Source organism: Rhodopirellula sp. J20-39 (assembly GCF_057365095.1).
In genome coordinates, this window is record NZ_CP195123.1 from 4,747,681 (window position 1) to 4,772,300 (window position 24,620).

17 protein-coding genes are annotated in these 24,620 nt (G+C 54.6%); 9 read left to right on the forward strand and 8 right to left on the reverse strand.

Annotated elements, in window-relative coordinates; genetic code table 11:
• The first annotated feature begins 198 nt into the window (after positions 1-198).
• Both ACR3ZL_RS17200 and ACR3ZL_RS17205 read left to right on the forward strand, forming a co-directional pair.
• Positions 199-1,374, forward strand: a complete 1,176-nt coding sequence (locus ACR3ZL_RS17200; RefSeq protein WP_486172811.1) for a DUF1559 family PulG-like putative transporter — start codon at positions 199-201, stop codon at positions 1,372-1,374.
• A gap of 69 nt (positions 1,375-1,443) precedes the next feature.
• On the forward strand, positions 1,444-1,602 hold the full coding sequence (locus tag ACR3ZL_RS17205) for a hypothetical protein (RefSeq protein WP_473651885.1): 159 nt from the start codon (positions 1,444-1,446) through the stop codon (positions 1,600-1,602).
• 511 nt (positions 1,603-2,113) lie between these two features.
• On the opposite strand, the gene ACR3ZL_RS17210 is transcribed toward ACR3ZL_RS17205, so the two are convergent.
• Positions 2,114-4,180, reverse strand: a complete 2,067-nt coding sequence (locus ACR3ZL_RS17210; RefSeq protein ID WP_473651884.1) for a multiheme c-type cytochrome — start codon at positions 4,178-4,180, stop codon at positions 2,114-2,116.
• Between the two features lie 604 nt (positions 4,181-4,784).
• Positions 4,785-5,492 carry a GntR family transcriptional regulator gene (locus tag ACR3ZL_RS17215; protein WP_486172812.1) on the reverse strand — a complete coding sequence of 236 codons (708 nt, stop codon included), beginning with the start codon at positions 5,490-5,492 and terminating at the stop codon, positions 4,785-4,787.
• A 187-nt stretch (positions 5,493-5,679) separates the two neighbouring features.
• Between ACR3ZL_RS17215 and ACR3ZL_RS17220 the strand changes: the two genes are divergently transcribed.
• Genes ACR3ZL_RS17220 through ACR3ZL_RS17235 form a run of 4 tightly spaced genes read left to right on the forward strand, consistent with a single transcriptional unit; the run spans position 5,680 to position 12,861 of the window.
• A complete protein-coding gene (locus ACR3ZL_RS17220; protein ID WP_473651882.1) occupies positions 5,680-6,621 on the forward strand; it encodes a dihydrodipicolinate synthase family protein in 942 nt (313 codons plus the stop codon).
• Positions 6,618-8,243, forward strand: coding sequence for a sodium:solute symporter family protein (locus tag ACR3ZL_RS17225; protein ID WP_473651881.1), 1,626 nt, complete (start codon positions 6,618-6,620; stop codon positions 8,241-8,243). Before ACR3ZL_RS17220 ends, ACR3ZL_RS17225 begins: the two co-directional genes overlap by 4 nt.
• On the forward strand, positions 8,240-11,227 hold the full coding sequence (locus ACR3ZL_RS17230) for an exo-alpha-sialidase (protein ID WP_473651880.1): 2,988 nt from the start codon (positions 8,240-8,242) through the stop codon (positions 11,225-11,227). Before ACR3ZL_RS17225 ends, ACR3ZL_RS17230 begins: the two co-directional genes overlap by 4 nt.
• 8 nt (positions 11,228-11,235) lie before the next feature.
• A complete protein-coding gene (locus ACR3ZL_RS17235) occupies positions 11,236-12,861 on the forward strand; it encodes a ribulokinase (protein ID WP_473651879.1) in 1,626 nt (541 codons plus the stop codon).
• 146 nt (positions 12,862-13,007) lie between these two features.
• On the opposite strand, the gene ACR3ZL_RS17240 is transcribed toward ACR3ZL_RS17235, so the two are convergent.
• The 5 genes from ACR3ZL_RS17240 to ACR3ZL_RS17260 all read right to left on the reverse strand — a co-directional run bounded on the left by ACR3ZL_RS17240 (position 13,008) and on the right by ACR3ZL_RS17260 (position 18,768).
• Positions 13,008-14,762 (reverse strand): outer membrane protein assembly factor BamB family protein, encoded by a 1,755-nt coding sequence (locus ACR3ZL_RS17240; protein WP_473651878.1) that lies wholly within the window; start codon positions 14,760-14,762, stop codon positions 13,008-13,010.
• 119 nt (positions 14,763-14,881) lie between these two features.
• Positions 14,882-16,231 carry an acetyl-CoA carboxylase biotin carboxylase subunit gene (gene accC / locus ACR3ZL_RS17245; protein WP_473651877.1) on the reverse strand — a complete coding sequence of 450 codons (1,350 nt, stop codon included), beginning with the start codon at positions 16,229-16,231 and terminating at the stop codon, positions 14,882-14,884.
• A gap of 13 nt (positions 16,232-16,244) precedes the next feature.
• Positions 16,245-16,811, reverse strand: a complete 567-nt coding sequence (gene accB, locus ACR3ZL_RS17250) for an acetyl-CoA carboxylase biotin carboxyl carrier protein (RefSeq protein ID WP_473651876.1) — start codon at positions 16,809-16,811, stop codon at positions 16,245-16,247.
• 82 nt (positions 16,812-16,893) lie between these two features.
• Entirely contained in the window at positions 16,894-17,994 is a 1,101-nt protein-coding gene (locus ACR3ZL_RS17255; protein ID WP_473651875.1) for a M24 family metallopeptidase, read from the reverse strand.
• A 201-nt stretch (positions 17,995-18,195) separates the two neighbouring features.
• Positions 18,196-18,768 carry a helix-turn-helix domain-containing protein gene (locus tag ACR3ZL_RS17260; RefSeq protein WP_146578062.1) on the reverse strand — a complete coding sequence of 191 codons (573 nt, stop codon included), beginning with the start codon at positions 18,766-18,768 and terminating at the stop codon, positions 18,196-18,198.
• Positions 18,769-19,672: 904 nt separating this feature from the next.
• On the opposite strand from ACR3ZL_RS17260, the gene moaC reads away from it, so the two are divergent.
• From moaC to ACR3ZL_RS17275, 3 genes are all read left to right on the forward strand, one after another.
• Complete coding sequence (gene moaC, locus ACR3ZL_RS17265) at positions 19,673-20,197, forward strand: cyclic pyranopterin monophosphate synthase MoaC (RefSeq protein WP_473651873.1); 525 nt, start codon at positions 19,673-19,675, stop codon at positions 20,195-20,197.
• Positions 20,198-20,391: 194 nt separating this feature from the next.
• Positions 20,392-21,873, forward strand: a complete 1,482-nt coding sequence (gene gnd, locus ACR3ZL_RS17270) for a decarboxylating NADP(+)-dependent phosphogluconate dehydrogenase (protein ID WP_473651872.1) — start codon at positions 20,392-20,394, stop codon at positions 21,871-21,873.
• Between the two features lie 290 nt (positions 21,874-22,163).
• Complete coding sequence (locus ACR3ZL_RS17275; protein ID WP_473651871.1) at positions 22,164-22,826, forward strand: RsmD family RNA methyltransferase; 663 nt, start codon at positions 22,164-22,166, stop codon at positions 22,824-22,826.
• 93 nt (positions 22,827-22,919) lie between these two features.
• On the opposite strand, the gene ACR3ZL_RS17280 is transcribed toward ACR3ZL_RS17275, so the two are convergent.
• Positions 22,920-24,602 (reverse strand): lipopolysaccharide biosynthesis protein, encoded by a 1,683-nt coding sequence (locus tag ACR3ZL_RS17280; protein WP_473651870.1) that lies wholly within the window; start codon positions 24,600-24,602, stop codon positions 22,920-22,922.
• Positions 24,603-24,620: the final 18 nt, after the last annotated feature.

Below are 24,620 nucleotides of genomic sequence, written 5' to 3' on the forward strand. Positions count from 1 at the left end.
TAGTTAACTGACGTGCCTCAGTTAACTAACGTTTGGGCGTCGCCGTTCTTACCAGGTAGTTCTGGAAAACTTGGATTTCGATTTGATTCTGCTTTTTTCAAGAAAACGTTTGCACGTCGTGTCTGCAGTCGCATACCATACTCTATAGACAACCTGCCATCTAGGTTAATGTTTTCTCCTTTTTCTAGAGTCAATCAGATGAAGCCAAAGAGATCAGAAGGATTTACGTTAGTGGAGCTACTCGTAGTGATAGCCATCATTGGGGTGCTAGTCGGCTTGTTATTGCCGGCAGTTCAGGCAGCCCGCGAAGCTGCGAGGCGGATGAGTTGCAGCAACAATTTCAAGCAAATCGGCTTGGCAATGCATAACTATCATGCGACGTACCAGCAGTTGCCGATCCAAGGAACTGGAACCTACAAACCTAACGAAGACACTGGAACAAGTGGAAACGCGCCGGGGCACAACGCATGGCGTCTCAGTTTTCTTGTTGGCTTGACTCCGTTCATGGAACAGCAAGCGTTGTGGGAACAGATCAGCAACCCGTTGAAAACCGGTTCGACCCAGTGGAACGCAATGGGACCTGCGGCTTGGCAGTCGGCCTACACACCATGGGCGTCCCACGTTCCTTCGTTTCAATGTCCCAGCGATCCTGGGATTCCAGTCAATGGAATTGGAGCGACGAATTACGGTGTGAACGCCGTAGGCGATTCGTTTAGCTATTCGGAGTGGGGGCATTGGCAGTTCATCACCAACAAGTGGTCACAGGCCAACTTGCATGAAGCGCGTGTGACGTGCCGGGGGTTCTTTGTGCCTCGCCACAACAGCAAGTTTCGTGACGTGCTGGACGGTCTGTCAAATACGATCGCTGGTGGCGAGTTGCTTGCCGATCTCGGGGACCGTGATTCGAGAACACAGGCAAACATCAACAACGGGTTCAATGCTCCTGGTGGTGCGAGAGCGACTAGCTACGCGTGTGACGACGATCTCGATCCCCAGCGACCGCGATTCTGGAAAACAGGTGCCGACCTAGTGACCTCCTTGACTCAGACCCGGGGCGCGCGATGGGCTCATTCAGGGCCAATCTTTACAGGGGTTAGTTTCGCCAGCGGTCCCAACCGTCCGGTTTGCCTTGCCAGTCACTTCGAAGGCGGTGGACAACTCCCACCAAGCAGTCGCCATCAAGGCGGAGCACACGTCCTGATGGGCGATGGCGCTATCCGATTCGTCACGGACTCCATTGACACAGGCAACCGAGACTCACCCGCCATTTTCCCTCGCGACATTGGCTTGCCTGCCGGTTCCCCAAGCCCCTACGGGTTGTTCGGGGCACTCGGAACCCGAGCCTCATCAGAGGTCATCAAAGAGGAATTTTGAGGAAAGCCAGAAACAAGTTCGGTACCCAACAACAGTTTTTACAACTTAATTCTTTCGAAGGAAAAACCCATGAAACTATCTCTCTACCAACTCAGCTTTTGTCTTTTTGTCACACTTGGATCAGCAGGCATTTCTGGCTGCGGGGTCAGCAACGAACCAATTGTTTTGGAATCGGCCCCGATCGACGTGGACCCAGATAAAGTTGTTAACAAACCTCTTGATCAATAGCAACTGACAGCGATCGTCGCAGCGCTCGCCCAAAGCATTAGACAAGTACATATCAATGGCTAGGCGCAGGCACTCCAGGTGCGCCGAGCCAATGGGATTGCATATGGCGACAACAATGGCGCAGCGCTAGTTTGGGCTAGCTTTTCATCTATTCTCCGCCAACAAAACACACCTATCTTCGTTCAACTCGTCCTTTGACCTGACGTGGATGCTCCGGTTTCGAAAAGTCGCACTGGAGACTGCTAGCACGCGTGGGATTCTGCCATCCGCATTTGCAAAACTGATGTTGAATTCTCGCGCAAAGTTGACGCGATCGCAGTTCTGGCATTTGCAAATGGCGAGCATGCCAGCCACCGACAGCGTTGGCTTAAAAGACTGAAGCTATCCCGCATGAATCACTGGATTGCGACCATTACTAGAAGTCGCGAGATCAGACTTTCAATGAAAAAAGGTTAGATCGCACCTGCACCTCGATAGGTCAGTAACACTCGCGTATGCGACAGCGCGTCGACTATTCCTCACCAGCAACATCAGGAGCTTCACGAGTCGTTTCATGATCCTGACTTTGTTGGATCGCGTTTGCCGTTTGCTGAACCCGTTCGGAAAGCGTCGGGTCTACAAGCCGGTAGATCTTAGAAAGAGAGCGATACGGTGGCAGATACCGTCCGTCAACTTGAATTGCCTTACTGAAAGCCTGTTCTGCATCTGAAAACCGCCCAAGCTTGCCGAACGCGAGCCCCAAGTTGTATAGATTGCGGGCTGATCGTCTGGTGGATACTAGTTCCGCGCCAATGGGAACGGCTTCGGCAAAACGCCCGCCGGCAAAACGAGATGAAAACAAGACATCAAGGGCCTCTTTTCGCGTATCGTTTGGGTTGGTTGCGAGCAGTGTCACACGTTCAGCGTAGGCCCCAGCGAGCAGCCATCGACGCTCGGCCTCTTGCTCTGCCCCATCACCATCCTGTCTTGCGAACCACTCCGCCTCAACTTTGGCGAGCGATGCTATCGCGACCAGCACATCTGTATCCTGCGTTGCCTGCTTGGAATATGCGATCAGCTCTTTCAGAGGTGACTGAGATCGAGAGTTGGTGACAAATTTATCGTCGGCATCCGTTTGCGAATGATCCAAAAACCACGTTGCTCGGGCAAGGAGTTTGCTGCGGGTCGCGTCATTGGAAACGGCAGTCTGGGCTGGACTGACCAGACGACGAATCGATTCGGAGGGAATGTCAGCAATAGGGGCCTGATGCACAATCCCTGTGGATGGCTCTTTGTGAACTCCAATTCGGTGGTTGGTGGTTGCCGAGTGGGCAACCTCACTCTTGACGTTCGGCATGTGGCAGGCAACGCAGTGGTTCTGATTTCGCTCAATCCGCTGTGGCATTGGCAATCCACACGCAGAATCATCGTGGCACTGCACGCAATAACTTCGATGGAGAGCCTCGTCGCCTTCTGGCGTACGCGAATGATGAGGATCATGGCACGAAATACACATCAGCGACTCTGATTGCTGATAACACTTGCTCTGCCAGATCTGGTCGAAATGATCGACAAAAGTTTTCTCAGGTTCACCACTCTTGTCAACTTTAAAAGAAACTCTGGTGGCATCCAGTGGTTCACCAGGACGGAAGTCCCATGCGGTTTTTCCTTGTGACTCGATCTCAAAATCGCCTTGCAAATGACACTGAGCGCAAATAGCGTCTGCGAGCTCACGACTCAAACGGCCGGGGTGCACGATCAGACCATCGGCTACGGCGTTTTGACTGGACATCTTAGATTGGACTGCCTCTCGGTGGTGACTGGCATGTGACTCACCAGGCCCGTGACATCGTTCGCATCCGATAGCAATCTCTGAAATAGAAACGATTTCATTGTTTCCTTGTTTCCGCGAAAGATTGCCTGCGTGACAGAACAGACAGCCATCTGAGACGATACGAGTCATTCCGACATGGTGACGGCCTTCATACCCTGGCGCCATGCCATATTGCTCCGGACCGACGTACCACGTCAGCGGCGACTGCAAAAGATAGCCCTTATCCTGCAATAGATAACTCTGGGCAAATGCTCCGCTGCCCATTACGTACTTTACAGGTAGCTCGGCGGTCACAAGCTGCTCGCGGTCTTCAGCAGACTCAATTCCCGCTTTGACCTTCAATTCTTCGCGATGAAACAACTCACCATCACGCATGACTGCTGAATAAATCAGCTGGCTCGCATCATGCGTAAACTGTTCGATTGGCACCCCTGACTTCGCCGTCCAGAGTGACAACGATCGACTGTGATCCGTCTGCTTGTAAGACTGAAACTGAGAGGGATGGCATTCCGCACAAGACGCCGTGCCGACATATCCTGTTGGCAGCTCAACCGCATGAGATGGACTGGGCGAAGCACTTAGCATTGCCTGCGGTTTACCGGTCGAAACCGGTACGCCTGCATTGGTATCCCTTTGAAAGTGCTTCATCGCTGGCTTGTCGGAACTGTTCCCAATCCAGATCGTCCCACTTAAAAGCGAGAGAGTAAGAACTGCAGCCACTGCCATGATTGATAGCAGTAGAGCTCGCCACGAGAGGGTAGTCATCTAGTTTACTCAATGAAATTTGATATTCGAAAAATATCGTACCGCACGCAGTTGCAAAAGTCAGGCACCAATTCGATCCATCTGAGCTGATCATGAAATGCTAGCCGGTTCAATAATCGGAGCAACTGGACTAATCAGGTAGATAGATAGCGCAACATGCACGCACACAGTTCAGATCAAGAAGCGTTGCAGTGAAGTGAGCAACGTCTGCAGACACGGCTTGCAAGGCTCTGATTTTTTTCTGGTGGACCACCTTGCCTACCGCGGTCGGAGCTCACAGCGAAGCTTTGCTGAAAATGGATTTGCAGCATCCATTTCCCAGTGGGTCGTCTCGCTAAAAAAATCAGCTTGTCGATTCACGAAGCAACAAACAAAACAGACTAGCCAGCGTCAGTTCCCAAGACCTAACACGATCGATCAACTTATCAATTCAAACTAGTTCAATTCGATTCACTAGAACTTGCGACGAACAGATGCTGCATATCGGCGATACAGTGAAATTCAACGCTTAACCAAACAGTTAAGCCAAACGTCTAACGCACACTCAGCCACGTGCGAGATTCTGGCCAGCACGAGATCCTGGTAACAAGCACAGTCGTACGCGTTATTTAGAAGAGCCGTCCTCAGCAGCGGCTAAAGACGCCTTCAAACCATTCCGGATATGCAAAGCCGATTTTTTAGCTGCCAAATCGGCGTTGCCGGATTCAATTGCGTCGAAGATGGCCTGGTGATCCTGGCAAGTCCGCTCCAAAGCTTTGACGTCATAACGGTGCCGCGGAATGCCAAACACTCTTGTTAACACGTGTGACTGTGAAGCGGTTTGCACCAACGCACGGTTACCGCTCGCCGCAATCACATGGACATGAAATTGGTAGTCCGCTTTTTCAAATCGCGAACGCAACCGCGTATCAGCATATTCCTTCCCGCTGTCGCGTTGCTTAGCGAGCACAGCAAGCATCGTATTTAATTCCGCCTGAATCGACTTGAGCTGCGCAAGCGTCGCATTTTCAGCAGCTTTCGCTGCCGTGTAAGGCTCGATTAACTCACGAACCTCGTAGATTTCCCTTAATTCATCGCGTCCGATCGTGCGGACGATTGCGCCCATGTTGGGGACCAAATCGACGAGGCCTTCGTTAGCTAAACGACCGGCGGCTTCACGCACCGGCGTCGCACTGACCCCAATTTCATTGCCGATAGGGCCATACAAAAGGCGCGTTCCCGGCTCGTACTGGCCCGAAATCAATTTAGCACGCAGGTGCGCATAGGCTCGATTGGCATGATTATCGCCTTTCAAACGCTCTCCACTACTCATTCCCCAACCTCTGCTTCAATGAAAAAACACATTCTTGCATTACGCAAATTTATCCAAAAGGCTGCAAATCGAAGAGGTAACGCTTGCAATGCCGATCCTGCTACAGTCCAATGTCTATAGACTAAGATGCAGTTCATCACTTACGCTCTCGCATTCCTGATCTAGTCGATTGAAACAGGCTTCGCCAATGGAAACGACCAATTTAGCTGCTCCACGAATAGACACTGAACCTTTGACCCTGACTGGCATCGTACCACCTTTGGTTACACCATTGTCAGCCAGAGATACACTCGACGTCACCGGTCTATACCAGCTAATTGACCATGTGATCGACGGTGGCGTTGCGGGAATCTTTATCTTAGGGTCGACCGGCGAAATGCCCAGTTTGAGCTACCGCCTACGACGCGAGATGATCGCAAAATCAGTCGAGCACGTCGATAGTCGCGTGCCGGTATTGGTTGGGGTAACGGACACCTCGTTCGTCGAGTCGGTTAACTTGGCAAAACACGCAGCCGATTGCGGTGCCAACGCAGCTGTGCTGACAACGCCCTACTACTTTCCAGTTGGGCAAACGGAATTATCGGCGTATGTCACGGACATTGCACGGCAGATTCCGTTGCCACTGATGCTCTACAACATGCCCGGCCTGACCAAGGTTTGGTATGAGATCGAAACGCTGCGGGAGCTATCACAGATTCCTTCCATCGTCGGTGTCAAAGATAGCAGCGGTGACATGGACTATTACGCGAAACTATGCCAGCTCAAGTCGGAGCGTCCCGATTGGTCAATCCTGCTCGGCCCAGAAGCCTTGTTGCCGCAAGCACACGCCCTGGGTGGCGACGGCGGTGTTTGCGGGGGCGCCAATGTTGCGCCCCAATTGTTCGTGCAATGTCACCAAGCGTTGCTCAGCGGCGACGAAGCCCTGGCCGCATCCTGTGCCCAAACGATCAATACCTTCCAACAAATTTATGATGTTGGAAAGTACGCGTCGCGGCACATTAAAGCCACCAAATCGGCGTTGTCGCTTCTAGGTATCTGCAGTGATCTCCCCGCCGATCCGTTTAATCGTTTCCTGCCGCCCCAACGAGAGCAGGTGGCCGAAGTCCTTAAGCAGATCAATCTCTTATGATCGCAGTGGTCTTTTTCACCGGGATCGACTGGTTCGTATTGATTGGGTATTTCGTCGCCATTTTGGCGTTAGGGCTATATTTTTGGCGGCGGAATAATTCGGCCGACCAGTTTTCCGCTGGCGGCCGAACGTTGCCCGGTTGGCTGTGCGGGCTTTCGATTTTTGCGACCTACCTAAGCAGCATCAGCTATCTAGCGTTGCCCGGTAAAGCGTTCGTCGACAACTGGAACGTGTTCGTTTACTCGTTGGCCATCCCCTTCGCGGCGTTGGTTGGCGTGCGATACTTCGTGCCGCTGTACCGCCGGTCCGGAGCGATTTCGGCTTACGCTTGGTTGGAAACTCGATTCGGTTTGTGGGCCCGAATCTTTGCAAGCTGTTTCTATCTGCTTTACCAGGTCGCTCGAATCGGCGTGGTGATGTATTTGATGGCACTGCCGATGGCGGTGTTATTCGGATGGGATATCCGAACGATTGTCATCGTCACTGGCTTCATCGTTACGGCCTATTCATTCGTAGGCGGTATCGTTGCTGTGATTTGGGCGGATGCGATTCAAGCCGTCGTCTTGTTAGCTGGTGCGTTGTTGGCGCTTGGTATTATCCTGATGGGCATGCCGGGTGGCCCCAGTGAGGTCATCCAAGTTGCGAACGAAAGCGGAAAATTCTCGCTCGGTAGCACGTCGTTGCTCGATTGGTCCACCACCACGATTTGGGTGGTGCTTGCGTTTGGCTTCTTTGACAATTTAAGAAACTTTGGCGTCGACCAAAGTTACGTTCAACGTTACATCGCGGCGAGTTCCGATCGCGAAGCGGCTAAAAGCGTTTGGATTGGTTCGCTCTTGTACGTCCCCGTCAGTGCGTTGTTCCTCTTCATTGGGTCCTCGCTGTACGCGTACTACGAGAGTCATCCCGCTGACCTTCAAGAGGTTCGCGTGATCGTTGCCCAGCAGCGACTGATGCAAGCGGGCATCCTGCCGGATTCACAAGACTACGAAGCCACGCTCAACCTTACAGCCAGCGAATTGACCGAGACCGACCTGGGTGACCGGGTGTTCCCACACTTCATCGCCGCAAACTTGCCACAAGGGGTTCGAGGATTGCTGATCGCCGCGGTATTTGCTGCCGCGATGAGCACCGTATCCACGTCGCTGAACTCCTCGGCCACGCTGGTCATGAGTGACTTCTTTCAGCGTTTGATATCCCCCGATGCTAATGACCAATCGCAAGTTACTGTTCTACGCGGGGCAACGATCGCTTGGGGAGCCTTGGGCACGATGATGGCGTTGGCTTTGGTTCAATTGACCGACAGTGTTCTGGATATCTGGTGGTTGTTGTCAGGCGTATTGGGCGCAGCGATTATCGGACTGTTCCTACTTGGCTTGGTTGTCCGTCAAATCACGAGCGGTCGAGCAATCTTGGTGGTTGGTTTCGGAGTTTTGATCATCGGATGGATGACTTTCTCCCTGACCGACCTTTGGCCCGCGTCACTAGCCAACCTCTCAAGCCCGTTCCACCAATACATGGTGATCGTGATCGGGCCTACCGTGATGATACTTCTAGGATGGTGCCTCACTAGGCGAACGACTGAACCATCAACCGACACTCAAGGCGAAACGTTCTCATGAAATTTGTTCGAATTCTTACGTCGCTATGTTGTACGGCGTTGTTGACCACGAGCGTACACGGAGATAACTCTCCAGAAAAATTGCAGCCACTCGCCTATAACAATCCAGGGCTGAAAGTTGACCTGGGCGTTGGCCTGTGGGCGTACCCGATCCCGTGCGACTACGACCGCGACGGAGACATGGACTTGCTGGTTTCTTGCCCAGACAAGCCATCTAACGGACTGTATTTCTTTGAGAACCCAACTCAAGACCCAAGTATCAAGATGCCGGTGTTCAAGCCAGCGGTTCACGTGGGAAATGGATCCCACTATTTGCTGCTAAGCCATCTTGGCGATGAACCGGTTGTTTTGCGTCCGGGCGTGATGCATCGCTTTGATGCCGAAACCGGCAGACTGGACATGAGCAGCAAAGGTAGCACTCCCCTCAAGGCTCCCAAAAACCCTAACAGCCACGTCAAAGGACAGACACGTGGGCAAATGTGGCGGTTGGTCGATTACGATGGCGATGGTGATCATGACCTTGTGATGGGGACTGGCGATTGGAGCGAGTACTCATGGGACCACGCTTACGACAGTAGCGGCGATTGGAAGAACGGGCCACTGCACGGTTACGTCTATTTGTCAGAAAACACCGGCACCGATGACTCGCCCGCGTACTCGCAGACGCCGCATAGGCTTCACGCAGGCGGTGGCGAGATTGATGTCTATGGATGGCCCTGCCCCAACTTTGCCGACTTCGATAACGATGGCGACTTAGACTTATTGTGTGGCGAGTTCTTGGATGGGTTCACCTACTTCCAAAACATCGGTACCCGTACCAAACCCAAGTACGCGGCCGGTCAAAAGTTGAACAACTCCGCTGGTGATCCACTGGTGATGCACCTGCAAATGATCACGCCAACCGCATTCGACTGGGATGGTGATGGCGACCTTGATTTGATCGTCGGTGACGAAGATGGACGAGTTGCTTTGGTCGAGAATACCGGCCAGCTTCGCGGTGACCAGCCAGTCTTCAAATCCCCAGAATACTTTCAACAACAAGCCGACACGCTCAAGTTTGGAGCCTTAGCGACGCCCTTCGCCTACGACTGGGATAACGATGGCGACGAGGACATTCTCTGCGGCAACACAGCAGGCTCAATTGGCTATTTTGAAAACCTTGGGAAGGCAGACAACGGTCTACCTCGATGGGCCGCACCGGAACTGCTGGAAGCTCAAAATTTCGACGGGTCCCAAGAACCGTTTCGCGTGATGGCGGGTGCCAGTGGTTCGATCCAAGGTCCCGCCGAAGCGAAGTGGGGATACACCACTTTGTCGGTCGCCGACTGGGATGGCGATGGCGATGGGGACATCATCTACAACTCGATCCTGTCGCGACTAGGTATCTTGACCAATGACTCTGGCGTGTTAACAGACAAGCCCTTTGATACCGGACTGCGTGAAGCACCGCCGAAGTGGTATTGGTGGCAAACGTTGTCCAGTTCGGCGTTGACACAGTGGCGGACGACTCCGATGGCCATCGATTTTGATGGCGACCAAAAGCTCGATCTCGTGATGCTCGATCAGGAAGGCTATCTGACGCTGCGTTCTGGCGGCGGTCCGGCAGAACGGATTTTCGTTGACGAAGACATGCAGCCACTGCAACTTAATTCGGGCACTTGCGGTCAATCCGGACGCGTCAAATTAGTCGTCGTAGACTGGGATGGCGATTCACGATTGGACGTCTTGGTCAATTCAGAAAACGCAACTTGGTATCGCAATTGTGCGTCCGTCGAAGGCAAGGTCGTGCTGAAGAAAGTAGGCAACCTCGCCAAACGCAACGTCGCTGGACATACCTCGAGCCCAGCCGTTTGCGACTTCAATGGCGACGGAAAACCCGACTTACTGGTCGGTAGTGAAAACGGTCGCATCTACCACATTGCCCATGACGATTGCGAAACGTTCACACCTGAGGACCAGACCGCGCGGAAACCCAATCCATCACCAAAACCTGCGTTCTCTGGCTTGATCTCAAGTGACTTCGTTTTCGACAAGGCTCCCTTCAAAGAGTGCCACGCTTCCACGGTTATCAAGACCAGCCGCGGCTTGGTGGCGGCTTGGTTTGGCGGCACAAAAGAAGGCAACCAAGACGTCGCAATCTGGACCAGCAGACACGAAGGCCGGAGCTGGACTCGCCCCATGAGGGTTGTCGATGGAGTGCAGCACGATGGTCTTCGCCATCCGTGCTGGAATCCCGTGCTTTATCAATCGCCTGGCGATGGGCCACTAATGTTGTTCTTCAAAGTTGGCCCCAAGCCCAATAACTGGTGGGGCGAAGTGATTGTCAGCTACGACCGCGGCCGCACGTTCACCGATCGCAAACGATTGCCGGAAGGAATCGATGGCCCCGTACGTTGCAAGCCGATCTTACTAGACGATGGCAAAACCCTCCTATGCGGATCGTCAACGGAACATGATGGATGGCGAATTCACTTCGAAAAGACGACTTTGGTTGATGGTGAATTCGGTGGTTCTTGGAAACGAATCGGCCCAATCAACGATGGCAAAGAATTCCGCGCCATTCAACCGACGATTCTGCGGCACGCTGACGGCCGATTGCAAGCTCTTTGCCGCACCAATGAAGGCGTGATTGCATCTACCGAATCTTCCAACAACGGTGACACATGGTCGAAATTAGTCGCGACGAACATGCCCAACCCGAACTCCGGGATTGATGCGGTCACGCTCAAGGATAGTCGTCATTTGATGGTCTATAACCATATCGGCTCTTCGGACGGAAAATGGGGCAAACGGAGCATCTTGAATCTCGCGATTTCCAGCGATGGCGTGGACTGGAAAGAAGTAGGCGTGCTCGAGAAGGAGGAGTCAGGCGAATTCAGCTATCCCGCGATCATCCAAAGCGATGACGGGTTGGTCCACATCACCTACACCTGGAAGCGGGAAAGGATCCGCCACGCTGTCATCGACCCAGCACAACTGAAATAGGGAATACCATGAACTCCTCTGTTGCTCGCCCAGTTTCGCTGGGCTTAGATTTTGGTACTGAATCGGTACGCGCACTGTTGATCGATTCAGCGGGCAAGCAACTTGGCTTGGCCTCCCATGACTATGCGCATGGTCAAATCACCGAAATGTTGCCTGGCAGCACAGAGAAATTGCCACCGGGCTATGCGTTGCAAGCTCCCAATGATTGGATGGAATCCGCCGCAGCGGCAACTCGTGCCGCAATCTCGGGGGCTGGCATCGACGCGGACAGCATCGTGGGCGTCGGCGTTGATTTCACTAGTTGCACGATGTTACCAACCAAAGCCGATGGAACGCCGCTCAGCGAGATCGAATCGCTTCGTTCAAGACCGTTGGCGTGGCCTAAGCTATGGAAACACCACGGGGCGTTGGACCAAACGCAGCGGATGAATGCGATCGCGAAGGAACGACAAGAATCGTTTCTGAAGCGATACGGCGGAATCATCGGACTCGAATGGCTGTTTCCCAAGATGCTGGAAACCATTGAGTGCGACCAGACTGTTGCCGACGCAGCGGAAGTTTGGCTGGAAGCAGGCGATTGGTTCGTGTGGCAATTGGTCGGCGGATCCGCTGAAGCGCTGACACGCTCTACGTGTCAGGCTGGCTACAAAGCGATGTGGTCGGCCGAAGAAGGCTACCCTTCGCAGGAGTATTTTGCAGCCGTACATCCAGCACTCGCGGAAGCTGTAGCGAATCGTTTGCCTGGCATCATGCGTTCGCCGGGTGAGGCCGCTGGCGGATTGACCGAAGCGATGGCCGAGCGATTTGGCTTGAAAGCGGGCACGCCAATTTCGACGGCAATCATCGATGCCCACGCGGCGGTGCCGGGTGTGGGCGCGGCTGATCCAGGAGCACTTGTGATGGTAATGGGGACCAGTAGCTGCCACATGCTCAACGCCACTGAGTTAATCGACATCCCGGGAATCGCCGGCGTTGTCAAAGGCGGGATTCTGCCAGAACTTTACGGTTACGAGACCGGGCAAGCTGCCGTTGGTGATGCGTTCGCGTGGTTGCTGAAGATGCTCAATCTGGATGACTTTGACGACCTATCTCGAGACGCGATGAAGTTGCCACCGGGCGCGAACGGTGTCCGATGTATGGACTGGATGAACGGATGCCGTACTCCGCTGATGGACGGCGGACTTCGTGGCGGTTTTGTTGGCTTGGGTCTAGAGCATGGCCCTGCCAATCTGTACTTGGCGTTGATGGAGGCTTCCGCTTTTGGACTGCGATGGATCGTCGAGATGCTTGTCAATGGCGGCGTGCCAATCAATCGATTGATCGCCACCGGCGGCCTTCCCCACCACAACCGAGCGTTCGTGGAAGTCTATGCCGATGTACTGGGCATGCCGATCGAGATTCATTCATCCACGCAAGGCCCCGCTGTAGGCGCGGCCGTGTTGGGAATGATCGCAGCGGGCGAAGAGCGAAGCGGATTCTCCACCTTTGCTGAAGCGGCAACCGTGATGGCCGGCGGGCAAGGCAAATCAATCATCGTGGAACCACGAAAGGATCGCCATGATGCCTATCAAGCTCTCTACCAAGACTACCGTCGTTTAGCCGATTCGATCCAGTCGCTGTTTCCAGCGAGCTAAACTTCCTGTGAGCTAAACTTCCGGCGAGCCAAACTTCGAGAGCGCAAATCGAATAGGTTCGCACACTCATTGGCCGGGCCGGACAAGTCTGGCCGCTTTCCGAATCAGCGTGCAAGCTACGGGCGTTCAGACAATGGGCGTGCAGACTACGGGCGAGCCGGCAGCTTAAACGCGATCGCTTGTTCGGCGTTTCGCACTAGCAAGAGATTGCCCACGACGCTGGGGATGTTCCAGGTCTTTTGTTGTAAGGCATCGAAGCGAATGAGTTCAACGTACTCGTCAGGGTTCGCTTCGACGATCGCCAACTCACCCATTTCGGCTTGGACGATCAACAAATCATCAACCAAGATCACCTGACCTTGTCCGTATCGCCCGCGACGCCCCTGTTCCCACAAGCGCTTTGCCGACTCGATCTCGACGGCCTGCAAGGCACCGTTGGACAATCCATAGGCGACACCGTCTCGCACGACACAGTGATTGAACTTGGTTTTCAAAACTCGATTGGATCGCCAGACATCTTCGGCTTTCCAAACTTCAGCGTCGCGGCGAACTTCGATCAGTGCACTACCGCCGCCGTAACCCTTACCGATTAAGAAACGGTCCTCGCCTGCGGGAATCACCGACGAACAATTTGCCCCGCCATTGGACTGTCCCGCCCATTCGGTTTTCCAAAGCACGTCCCCGGTATCGATCGCGTGGCCGGTGATATCCGCCTCATTGACGGACACGATTTGCCGTTGACCGCCAAGGGTCAGCAATTGCGGCGACGCGTAACTGATCTGGCCTTCGCCCGCAGTCCAACGAGTCTTTCCATTGCCCGCATCCATCGCGATCAGCGACCTCGGTGCCAGCTCGTCACGACCGCCCAATTCTTCCGGTCCGCCCAACGGCAGCACGCAAAGATCGTCGACGATCAACGGCGAACCACTGCGTCCCCATGCGATGGCAACCTCCGAAGCCGTCTGATCCCAACCGCCCGCTTCCAAGAGATCTCGTTTCCATACTTCCTTGCCTGTTTGCAGATCCAAGCACCACACCAAGCCCGTCGCACCTTGGGCATAAACACGATCATTGAAGATGGTCGGTGTTGAACGCGGGCCACCTTCGCCGAGTGGATTGAAGTGGGAAGCCTCTTGGTCAACCAACCATCGCAACCTACCGGTCATCAGATCGTATGCCGCGACGCATTCGCGATCTTCCCGCTGTTCTAAAGTGACCGCGATCCCACTTGAATCTGAATCGATGGCGATCGCAAAGGATGCCCAACCCGCTCCCATTCCGATCGTCCAAAGTTGTTCGATCTGATCAGCGGACGAGGGCACCTTGAACTCACGTTTCGCAACGACGCCGTTACGTTGATTCCCCAGGAATTGTCCCCACACCGGAGTCCATTTGGGCGAATCTGATGGCGAACCGCTATTAGCCATATCAGCTGACACTTCTTCAGCGGTAGTTGCACCACCAGCGACGTCGTTACTTGCGGCCGGCAAAGTTTCATCATCGCTCGCTTCCGACTCGGATGCTTCTGGCGAAATCGGATCGATATCAGCGGCCCGCTGCAGTTCCGGAACCGATCGCGAGGCGAACCGCCACTCAAATTGCGGCACCATTTCGCCAGAGATCGTTTTCACTCGCACCAACGCTACCGCAGCGATGACCAGCATCAATGCGGCGCAGGGAACTCGCCATGGGTGCCCCGACTTGGAACTGGCTCGCTGCAACTGCAAGAGCACGACCAAGGCGGTCACCACACCGACCAACGCCGATGCAAAGAACACGTACTGGTAATCCGTTTGCGGCGCGATCCACTGCAGGATCGCTAGCAGCACGCCACCGATCAGAGCGGCATAACCAGCTCGCCGAAGGTGTCGGCGGGAGTCCACGGAAGCTAACTCATTCATTCGAAACGAATCCGGTTTAGGAACGCACGGATGAGCCTGGTGGTGACATACCGCTAGAATCGACTAGCGGCGTTCCTATTGGAATCATCCGCTCGTCGACTGGAGCTTCCAAACTCGCTTTAGCTTTGGCCTTTGTAGACGCGATCGACATACTTGGTGTCGACGCTGCCATCAAGGAACGATGGATCGTTCAAAATCCATTGATGGAACGGCACCGTTGTTTTGATGCCTTGCACCTGCAGTTCTCGAAGGGCCCGCTTCATCGTCGCGATCGCCAACTCTCGAGTCGGTCGATGGACGATCAGTTTGCCGATCATCGAATCGTAATACGGCGGCACGGAATAACCGCCCGTGACGTGTGAATCAAACCGCACGCCCAATCCGCCGGGTGCAAACATCGACTCAATCCTGCCCGGGCTGGGCTGGAAGTTCTTGGTCGGATCCTCTGCATTGATTCGGCATTCGATTGCCGCACCGGTGCACTTCAGTTCTTCTTGACGGAACGACAACGGCAAACCAGCAGCAACGCGGATCTGTTCTTGAATCAGATCGACGCCGGTAACCATTTCCGAAACCGGGTGTTCGACCTGGATCCGCGCGTTCACTTCGATGAAGTAGAAGTTGTAATCCTTGTCGACGATGAACTCGACCGTGCCCGCACCGGCGTAGTCCGCACCGGCGATCATCCGCACAGCTGCGTCGCAAATCGCTTCGCGTCGGTCTTGTGGAAGGTCAGCACTCGGGGCTTCTTCAACCAACTTTTGGTGACGTCGCTGGACGCTGCAATCACGTTCGAACAAGTGGCAAACGTTACCGTGAGTGTCCGCGATCACCTGCACTTCGATGTGCCTTGGGTTCTCGACGAATTTCTCGAGATAAACGCCACCGTTACCGAACGCCGCAATTGCTTCGTTGCGAGCAGCTTCCAGTTGGCTAACCAAAACCTCTTCGGATTCGGCAACCCGCATCCCTTTGCCGCCGCCACCAGCGGTCGCTTTGATCAAGACCGGGAATCCGATCTCGCGAGCGGTTTCGGCAGCGCGTTCGAAGTCGGCAATCAACCCATCGCTACCAGGCACGACGGGTACGTTTTGAGCGACGGCCATTGAGCGAGCGGTATTCTTGTCGCCAAGCTTTTCCATCGCCGTGGGTGATGGGCCAATGAACTCGAAACCACTGCTGCGGCACATCTCGTTGAATTGTGCGTTTTCAGCCAAGAAGCCGTAACCGGGGTGGATCGCGTCCACACCAGCGACTTCCGCGGCGGCAATGATTTGGTCAATTTTGAGGTAGCTGTCTGCCGAGCGTGCGGTGCCAACGCAAATCGCTCGATCCGCCAGTTTGACGTGCATGGAATCCGCATCGGCTTGACTGTAAACAGCCACCGATTCGATGCCCATCTCGCGACAAGCTCGGACCACACGCAGTGCAATTTCGCCACGGTTGGCGATCAGGATTCTTTGAAACATATTTAAAAGATCCTTAACCGCTCGTTTGGATGCGGAAGAGCGGCTTACCAAAGTCGACAGCTTCTTGGTCGTTGGCAAGAATCTCGACCACCTTCCCGCTGCATTCCGCTGGGATCTCGTTGAACACCTTCATCGCTTCGACGATGCAAACGACCGTGTCTTCGGTGACGGTATCGCCGACTTTAACGAACGCCGGCGATTCAGGGTTAGCCTTGGAATAGAACGTACCCACCATTGGTGAGTTGATCGTGATCGTTCCGGCTGGGGCCGCGTCGCCGGCGGGACTTGATCCGGCCGCGGGTGCAGCAGCGGCTGGAGCCGGTGCAGGAGCGGCGGCCGCTGGAGCAGCGTAAGCCGGAGCCGCGGGGGCCGAACCGCCACGTGTCAGACGAATTCGATCGTCGGATTGCTGGAGATCGACTTCATTCAGCTCGTGCTGTTCCATCAACTCGACGATTTGTCGAATTCGGTCGATGTCAAAGACGTCACCCGATCCAGAAGACGAAGCTTTGGAGGGCTGGCTTTTCGAAGAACCGCCTTTTTTCGGTGGCGGGTCGCTTTTGGGCGAATCAGCAGTCATGCGGAAGGCCTGAACGGGGCTAGCTGGGATATTGAATGGGGAACAGCACTAATTCGATCATAGTCGCCGTGTCGCGGATGTTTTACAGCAAGATCCGACAGTCATCGAGACCCTTGGGCAAGTCACTCAAAACCTCGGATCCGTTTTCGGTCACCAGGATGTCATCTTCGATACGAATGCCAAAGTCACCATCGAAGTACACACCGGGTTCCACCGTGACCACCATCCCGGCCTTCAGCGTCCCAACCGACGACGGCCCCATTCGCGGATCTTCATGGATTTGCAGCCCAAAACCGTGCCCGAGCCCGTGTTTGAATGCCTCGCCGAGACCAGCATCTTCCAGCGATTGACGAGCCGCACGGTCCACCTCGATCGCCGGAACGCCGTCCCCAATCTTGGCGATGGCTGCAAGTTGAGCGTCCAACACGTGCTGATAAGCGTCCGAAAATCGCGTGGCCGCAGGAGAATTGCGTCCCGGTCGCTGAATCGTCCGCGTCAAATCGCTGCAATAACCATCAACCTTAGATCCCCAATCGATCAACAAACTCTGGCAATCGCCAAGTTTGACCGGACCGGGTCGGTAGTGCGGCAGGGCTCCACTGGGTTCGGCACCGATAATCGGATGAAAAGACACCCCTTCGGCTCCCAGGCGGCGCATCTCCGCTTCCAGGCGATAAAAAATTTCCTGTTCCGTTTGCTCGGACGACAATTCCGACGTGATTGTCTGAAACGCCCGCTGGGAAATATCGATCGCTCGGCGAATGATCGCAATTTCGCCAGCATCTTTGATCTGGCGAAGCTCCTCGACCAAACCAGTGGTTTCAATCCAGCTCACCTCGGGCAAATCGCTCGCCCAGGCGTTCATGCTGGCGACGTGTACGTGGTCGGCCTGGAACGCCACCTTGTGGATGCTCTCGTCCTGAATCAGTTCCGCCAAAAGCTCATTCATGCCTTGTCCCGGCGGCCGAATCCGGGTGGGTAACCCAGGACACTCGTTGTTGAGCTGTGCCGTGTATCGCCCATCGGACAGCAATACCACGTTGCCGTCGGGCCGAACCAACAACCAAGTGCTGTCGCCCGTGAAGCCCGTCAGGTAACGCACATTGATTTCGTCGACGACCAAGATGGCATCTGCATCGCCTGGAATGGGCTGACTAACAAGCTTCTGGATTCTGGGGTTCATAAGATCGAGTGATTGTGATGTGCGGCGTTTTTGAAAGAGACGCGTTGTAAATAGCGAGAAGTTTGACGAACCCGCCGCGGAAGCAAGCTGCCAAGCGTAACGGGCTGAAAGTGTCAAAATACGGTCAGCGCATAAACAACGCCACTGACGCTAGCGGGCTGGCGTCAGTGGCGGATGAGGCGTCGTTTTTGGAAAGGTGTTTTAGACCAGTTCCTTCTTGGCTCCAACGAGCGTTCGCAGACGTTCGGCGAGCAAGTGCGCGTCGAATGGCTTTTTGAACGTTTCGTTGATGCTACTACGGTCGAAGCTCATTGGCTGGCCATCATCAGGCAGCAATGCGATCAACACGATATCGGTGAAGTCGATGTTCTTCCGCAGGTTCTGGCAAATCTGAACCGCTTCGATCTTGCCGATCGAAAAGTCCACGATGATGCAGTCTGGGTTGAAGCTTTCGGCTTGAATCCCCGCTTCGAATCCGCTGGCTGCAACAGCAACCTTGAACGAATTTTCTGGCGGAAGCTCTCGCTTCAAGTTCTCGATCAACACTTGGTCCTGGGCGACGATCAGGCACTTTGCCATCGCTTCGTCTTCCAGGTCGCCCAAGGGCATACCGTGCTCTTTCAGGAACTTGATTAAATATTCTCTTGGAATCCGGCGATCTTGCGATCCCGGAATTCGATAGCCTTTTAAACGCCCCGAGTCAAACCATTTGCTAACAGTTCTCGGAGCAACTTTACAGATCTTAGCGACCTGACCAGTTGTGAAGACCTTCATACTAGGTACTCCAAACGCCTCGTTGATTCTTCCCTTGAGAAAATGGTGCGTCGGTAACCATTTTCCCGATGGTCCTTGCTCGCTTTCGAAGTCGATCGGGATCATCCGTTAATTCGCGGTGGGTCGCGGCGGATTCACTTTCAAGACTCTTCAAACGCTGGGTCTGGACCAGCCGGCTCGCATCCTGCTGAACGCAAAACCGAAGTGGGAGTTCTCGCGGTTGATAAATGTTAAAATCGAAATTGGATCGTTCGTGTGGGCACACGACCGTTGAGGGAGGAAAAATCAGATGTTGAAATATCACGCTCGGCCCATCGTTCCCCACATAGATACCCGGCATACAGTCTCCCCAATGTCGCTTCGTCCTTAGACGAACCGCTGGCGAGTCTGACCAAATTATCTCTACGCGGAACGATCGGCTGAGATCGTTCATCAACCATGTTCATGTAACCGCAATGAAGCGGGACACCCGAACATGTTCCCCAGATTTCCCCCCTGGGTGTCCGTCGACCTTCCCTTCTCGATCTCTCGCAAACGGTTGTCGCGTTCGTGAACGTGACTCGGCTTGAAACAGTTGGAGAAAAGAAAGTGTCCTTCCAAGGCTTAGTGTCGAGTAAAACCGGGTCAACTCTTTAATGTGATTCAGCAGGAACAATCAGTATCAGCGAAACGAGCGGCGAATTGCCGTTAATCGCGAGTCAAGATCAAACAACACTAAGCAAATTTTTTTTCGTGGTATCGTTTAGACGAGATCCGACCGGCTGGAGTTCTTTAGAACGACCGAATTTCGAAGCATTATTTGCCAGTTTCTAGCCCCGTTTTTGTGAAATTGTCTCAAGCCGAAGGCCAGCGTCGCACCGGTTTTTGACCGCCTATCATCATCCCACCACACCCCCAAATGGCAATGCAGCGATCCACTCATTTCGATGAATCCGGCCAAGCTCACATGGTCGACGTGACGGCCAAGTCCATCACCGCGCGAACCGCGACCGCCTCGGCCGTCATCTCGATGAATGACCAGGCTGCTGAAGCCATCCGTCACGGCGACAGCCGGAAGGGTGACGTGCTATCAGTAGCCCGACTGGCCGGAATCACCGCCACCAAATGGACCTCCACCCTGATCCCACTGTGTCACGCTATTCCAATCGAAGGCGTTGAGATCGGATTTGAGTGGAACGATGCCCCGAATATCGAGTGCAGCGATACCGCGTCGCCGTCCGCCCTTTTGCGATGCACCGCCACCGTCAAGACGACCTACAAGACCGGTGTGGAAATGGAAGCGATGACGGCCGCCTCGGTCGCGGCACTGACCGTTTACGACATGCTGAAATCCGTCGACCGATCGATGGAGATTTTGCAGACCCGCTTGGAACACAAAGACGGTGGAAAAAGCGGCTTGTTCCAGCGCGACAGCAACTCGGCTAGCTGAATGGCTTCAGGTCGCAGGCAATCCATCAGTAGCCAATAACACCAGTAGTCAGATAACGGTGTGTCAGTCTGTCCACCGTCCGCGGTCCACCTTACCGACTTATGCCGAATCTGCGACCGGCTTTCGGATTGGCTGCCCACCATCTAGAATCCGTGCTCAAAAATAACTTTTAGACCAACAGAGGGACTTATACGATGAGCGGTGACTGTGACTTTGGACTGATCGGCTTGGCCGTGATGGGCGAAAACTTGGCGTTGAACGTGGAGAGCCGGGGCTACAAAGTCGCTGTCTACAACCGCACGACGTCAAAAGTTGATGCACTGATGGAAGGTCGTGCCAAGGGCAAGAACTTTGTCGGCACGCACACAATCGAAGAATTCGTGAAGTCCGTCAAACGACCTCGCAAGCTGATGATGCTGGTCAAGGCTGGTCCCGCCGTAGACGCGTTGATCGAGCAATTGCTGCCGTTCTGCGAGCCTGGTGACATCATCATCGACGGCGGCAACGAGCAATACCAAAACACCGAACGCCGTACCAAGCAAGTCGAAGCTGCCGGCATGCTGTACGTCGGATGCGGCGTCAGTGGCGGCGAAGAAGGCGCCCTGAAGGGCCCCAGCCTGATGCCCGGCGGAAGCGCCGACGCATGGCCACACATCAAGGAAATGTTCCAGTCGATCGCCGCCAAGGTGGGTCCCAACGACGACATCCCTTGCTGCGAATGGCTCGGCAGCGGTGGTGCCGGTAACTACGTCAAGATGGTTCACAACGGCATCGAATACGGCGACATGCAGTTGATCTGCGAAGCCTATCAATTGCTGCATGAACTCGGCGGATTGTCCAACGACGAACTTTACGACGTATTCGACGAGTGGAACCGTGGGGAGCTGCAGAGCTACCTGATCGAAATCACACGTGACATTTTCAGCGCCAAGGACGACCAAGAAGGGGCCGACGGATTCCTCGTCGACAAGATCCTGGACGTCGCGGGAGCCAAAGGCACCGGCAAGTGGATGAGCCAACTGGCACTCGACCTCGGCGTGCCTAGCACGTTGGTAACGACGGCCGTGTTTGCTCGCGGTTTGTCCGCTCAAAAGGAAGCTCGTGTTCGTGCTTCGAAAACGCTGAACGGCCCATCGGATTCGTCCAACCCCGAAATGCAGGCGATCGCCAAGTCGTTGATCGGCGACCGGGAAGAATTGGTCGACGCCGTCAAGCAAGCCTTGTACGCCTCGAAGATCGTTTCGTACGCCCAAGGCTTCGTGCAATTGCAAGCCGCTTCGGCCGAACACGGCTGGGGCCTCGATTACGGTGCCGCGGCGCTGCTATGGCGAGGCGGTTGCATCATCCGAGCTCAATTCTTGGATCGCATCAAAGAAGCATTCGACGCTGATCCTGAACTGGAAAACTTGTTGTTGACCAAGTACTTCGAAGACGCAGTCGAAAACGCTCAAGAGAAATGGCGTAAGGTCGTCGCGATCGCTTCGATCAAGGGAATTCCTGTGCCAGCCTTCAGTGCCGCGTTGTGCTACTACGACGGCTACCGAATGGCTCGCTTGCCAGCGAACTTGTTGCAAGCTCAACGCGATTACTTCGGTGCCCACACTTACCAACGCACCGACCGCGACGGCAGCTTCCACAGCGAGTGGTTGGATCTTCGCAAAGCACCAAAGGCTTAAGCATCGTCGGAACAATCAGTGTCGCTCGGTTCTCCGAACCGAAAGCGTTGGACCGCCCGCTATCGGCTCGGAGAGCCGAGCGACAATCCATACGCCGCCACCAATTGTCCCGACGTTTTTAAGTGCAAAGGATGAGCTGTTGGCGATTGAATCATCAGCTCATCATTCCTGCTCGTTCCCAGGCTCTAGCCTGGGAACGTACTGTTTAAGAGGCTTCCGCCTCTCGGTCCTAGCTTGTCGACCGCTCCCGATTTCCCAAACGTGCTCTCTCGAGCATCGAACGAATTTTAATGCCCGCAAAGTCTAAATCCAAACATCCGTCCGGCGGGAACACCAAACCGAGCAAACTGCGAATTATCGGTGGATCCATGCGAGCCCGAGCGGTCACCTATCACGGTGCGGAGTTCACGCGGCCGATGCGTGACAGTGTTCGCGAAAACCTATTCAACATCTTGGGCCGCGCGTGCAAAGGCGCGATCGCGTTCGATCTGTTCGCCGGAACCGGCGTTCTGGGTTTTGAAGCCTTGTCACGCGGTGCCAGCAGCGTGATTGCTGTCGAACCGGTTCGCCAGGCGACCATTCAAATCAAGAAGTCGATCGATCACCTCGGCGTGGCGTCGAAGTACACACTCGTTTCGGCCGACGCGTTTTATGTCGCCGATGACATGCTGCGAGCCAAACCAGGCGACGATACACCCTGGATCGTCTTCCTGAGCCCTCCGTACGTGTTCTGGGAAGACGAAGAAACGCTTGAGAAACTTTGTCACATCATTCGCCTGGTGCAAAAGAACGCACCTCCCGGCAGCGTGCTGTGCGCCGAAACGGACACCAATTTTAATCTTGCTCGACTGCCTGCGGGCGAATGGGACATCCGCACCTACGGGATCACTCGACTGGCCTTCATCGAACCAGGTAACGTGTGCGGGATGAATCTGCCCGACTTAATCGACTGAATAAGTTGATTGACTGAACAACTTGATTGAATCAATTGATCGAGTGAACAAGCGAACGAGCTTTCTTGGCTCACCGCTTCATCGAGATCCCACTCAAACGAATGCTCGCACTTTCGCAGGCAGGGCGTCGATGATCCGTTCGCGTTGAGCATCGTCACGCCAAACGAGCACGATGCCGATGAACACGGTGATCATGGCTAGCCAAGGTGAAACCAGAAGACTGGCGGGCAAGAGCGAAAGACCCACCCAGGTTTTGGTGATTGGACATCCGTAAATCACCATCGCACTCCAGATACCCAGCATCACGATTCCATGCGAGCACAGCGTCGCAACGACCGCACCGGTCAAACCGAATTGCGGCAACAGGATCCCGTTAAGCACGATGTTTGCGATCAGCCCACCTAACATGGCGACTGCGATTGACCGACCCTTTTCGGCGGTCAGCAAATAGCACTGGCCGATCGAAACCAACGCTGCCCAGGTGTAAAAGCACAACGCCATCGGCATCAGACGCAAACCGTCAGAGTACCGCCCTTGTAACAGGGTTCCGAAGACGTAAGGTCCGACCAAGATTGCGAAGGCACTGCCGAGCGTGAAGACAAGCGACACCGCCAATAGTGCATCGCCCACGCGAGTCCGCACGGCAGCAAATTTTTTGGCTTCCCAATCGGCCGACAAGTACGGCACCAACACCCCAGCGATCATGGTTGCCACGCTCAACAACACCATCGGAATGATGCGGCCAGAATGGTACTGGCCTACGGCGGCCTGCCCCATCGTTTCACGTAGTGCCGTGATGGACTCCAGCGACATCCCGCTGGTCAAATCACTGGGCACGGGCAAGAAGTGCAAAATCATGTAACGATCGGATAACTCAAACATGTTGCCGATCAAATTCACCATCCACAACGCCAACGCATACGGTGCCAACCGGCGCACCATGTGAGCCAGGTTCAGTGGCACCGAATCGCCAGCCTCATCCGTTTCGCCAGTTCCGCTGGATCGTGCAGTTTCTTGAGACAGTTCAGCTTCCTTGGAAAATTCAGCTTTCTGGAGTTGTCCGGCTTCGTCTTCGTGCGAATTTGTGACCGCTCGCCAGTTTTTGATCAGCGAAGCGAAACCGGGGACGGTGGCAATCAAACAAGCCGCCGTGAACATCCACATCAAGCCTTCAAAGTGCCCGCCGCTGACCAGCCAGACCAGACTGAGCACGGTGAACCCGACGCCGTGGATGAACTGCATCAACGACACCAACCGAACCTGACGTAAGGACGCGTTCAGATCGGAGACAAAGTTGTAGACAATCATGCCTACCATCGCCGTGGCCACGCTGTAGATCAGCGACGCCGATTCCGCTTGCAAGAAGATGAAGTAGCCAAACCGCGACGGAGCCAGGAACATTGCCACGACGAAGATGCCGGTGCACGCCAGGGTTCCGACCGCAATCCTGCGAACGAACGACGACAATTGGCCTCGTCGACGAAAATACTCGGTAAATTTCGGCAGCACGCCAGGGATGCCCAACAACATGACCGGCGTGATCAGGGTGATAAACCCGAATGCCATCGACCAGCGACCCACGTCGGTGTCGTCCATCAGGCGACAAAATGCCATCCCGCGGATGAACCCGATTCCTCGCCCCAGAATCGTCATTCCCAGCATGACCACCATTCCAACGGCGAGCGAGTCGACGCGAAATCCTAAATTTTCGGTCGATGCGGTCACGTGACTGCCATTGGCAGGCGTGATCGGTTTCGAAGTAGCGGCAGCAGACATGTGCGGCAAAAATTTGAG

Coding starts and splice junctions, on each gene's coding strand:
- ACR3ZL_RS17200 (WP_486172811.1), top strand. CDS start 199: ATGAAGCCAAAGAGATCAGAAGGATTTACGTTAGTGGAGCTACTCGTA.
- ACR3ZL_RS17205 (WP_473651885.1), top strand. CDS start 1,444: ATGAAACTATCTCTCTACCAACTCAGCTTTTGTCTTTTTGTCACACTT.
- ACR3ZL_RS17210 (WP_473651884.1), bottom strand. CDS start 4,180: ATGACTACCCTCTCGTGGCGAGCTCTACTGCTATCAATCATGGCAGTG.
- ACR3ZL_RS17215 (WP_486172812.1), bottom strand. CDS start 5,492: ATGAGTAGTGGAGAGCGTTTGAAAGGCGATAATCATGCCAATCGAGCC.
- ACR3ZL_RS17220 (WP_473651882.1), top strand. CDS start 5,680: ATGGAAACGACCAATTTAGCTGCTCCACGAATAGACACTGAACCTTTG.
- ACR3ZL_RS17225 (WP_473651881.1), top strand. CDS start 6,618: ATGATCGCAGTGGTCTTTTTCACCGGGATCGACTGGTTCGTATTGATT.
- ACR3ZL_RS17230 (WP_473651880.1), top strand. CDS start 8,240: ATGAAATTTGTTCGAATTCTTACGTCGCTATGTTGTACGGCGTTGTTG.
- ACR3ZL_RS17235 (WP_473651879.1), top strand. CDS start 11,236: ATGAACTCCTCTGTTGCTCGCCCAGTTTCGCTGGGCTTAGATTTTGGT.
- ACR3ZL_RS17240 (WP_473651878.1), bottom strand. CDS start 14,762: ATGAATGAGTTAGCTTCCGTGGACTCCCGCCGACACCTTCGGCGAGCT.
- accC (WP_473651877.1), bottom strand. CDS start 16,231: ATGTTTCAAAGAATCCTGATCGCCAACCGTGGCGAAATTGCACTGCGT.
- accB (WP_473651876.1), bottom strand. CDS start 16,811: ATGACTGCTGATTCGCCCAAAAGCGACCCGCCACCGAAAAAAGGCGGT.
- ACR3ZL_RS17255 (WP_473651875.1), bottom strand. CDS start 17,994: ATGAACCCCAGAATCCAGAAGCTTGTTAGTCAGCCCATTCCAGGCGAT.
- ACR3ZL_RS17260 (WP_146578062.1), bottom strand. CDS start 18,768: ATGAAGGTCTTCACAACTGGTCAGGTCGCTAAGATCTGTAAAGTTGCT.
- moaC (WP_473651873.1), top strand. CDS start 19,673: ATGCAGCGATCCACTCATTTCGATGAATCCGGCCAAGCTCACATGGTC.
- gnd (WP_473651872.1), top strand. CDS start 20,392: ATGAGCGGTGACTGTGACTTTGGACTGATCGGCTTGGCCGTGATGGGC.
- ACR3ZL_RS17275 (WP_473651871.1), top strand. CDS start 22,164: ATGCCCGCAAAGTCTAAATCCAAACATCCGTCCGGCGGGAACACCAAA.
- ACR3ZL_RS17280 (WP_473651870.1), bottom strand. CDS start 24,602: ATGTCTGCTGCCGCTACTTCGAAACCGATCACGCCTGCCAATGGCAGT.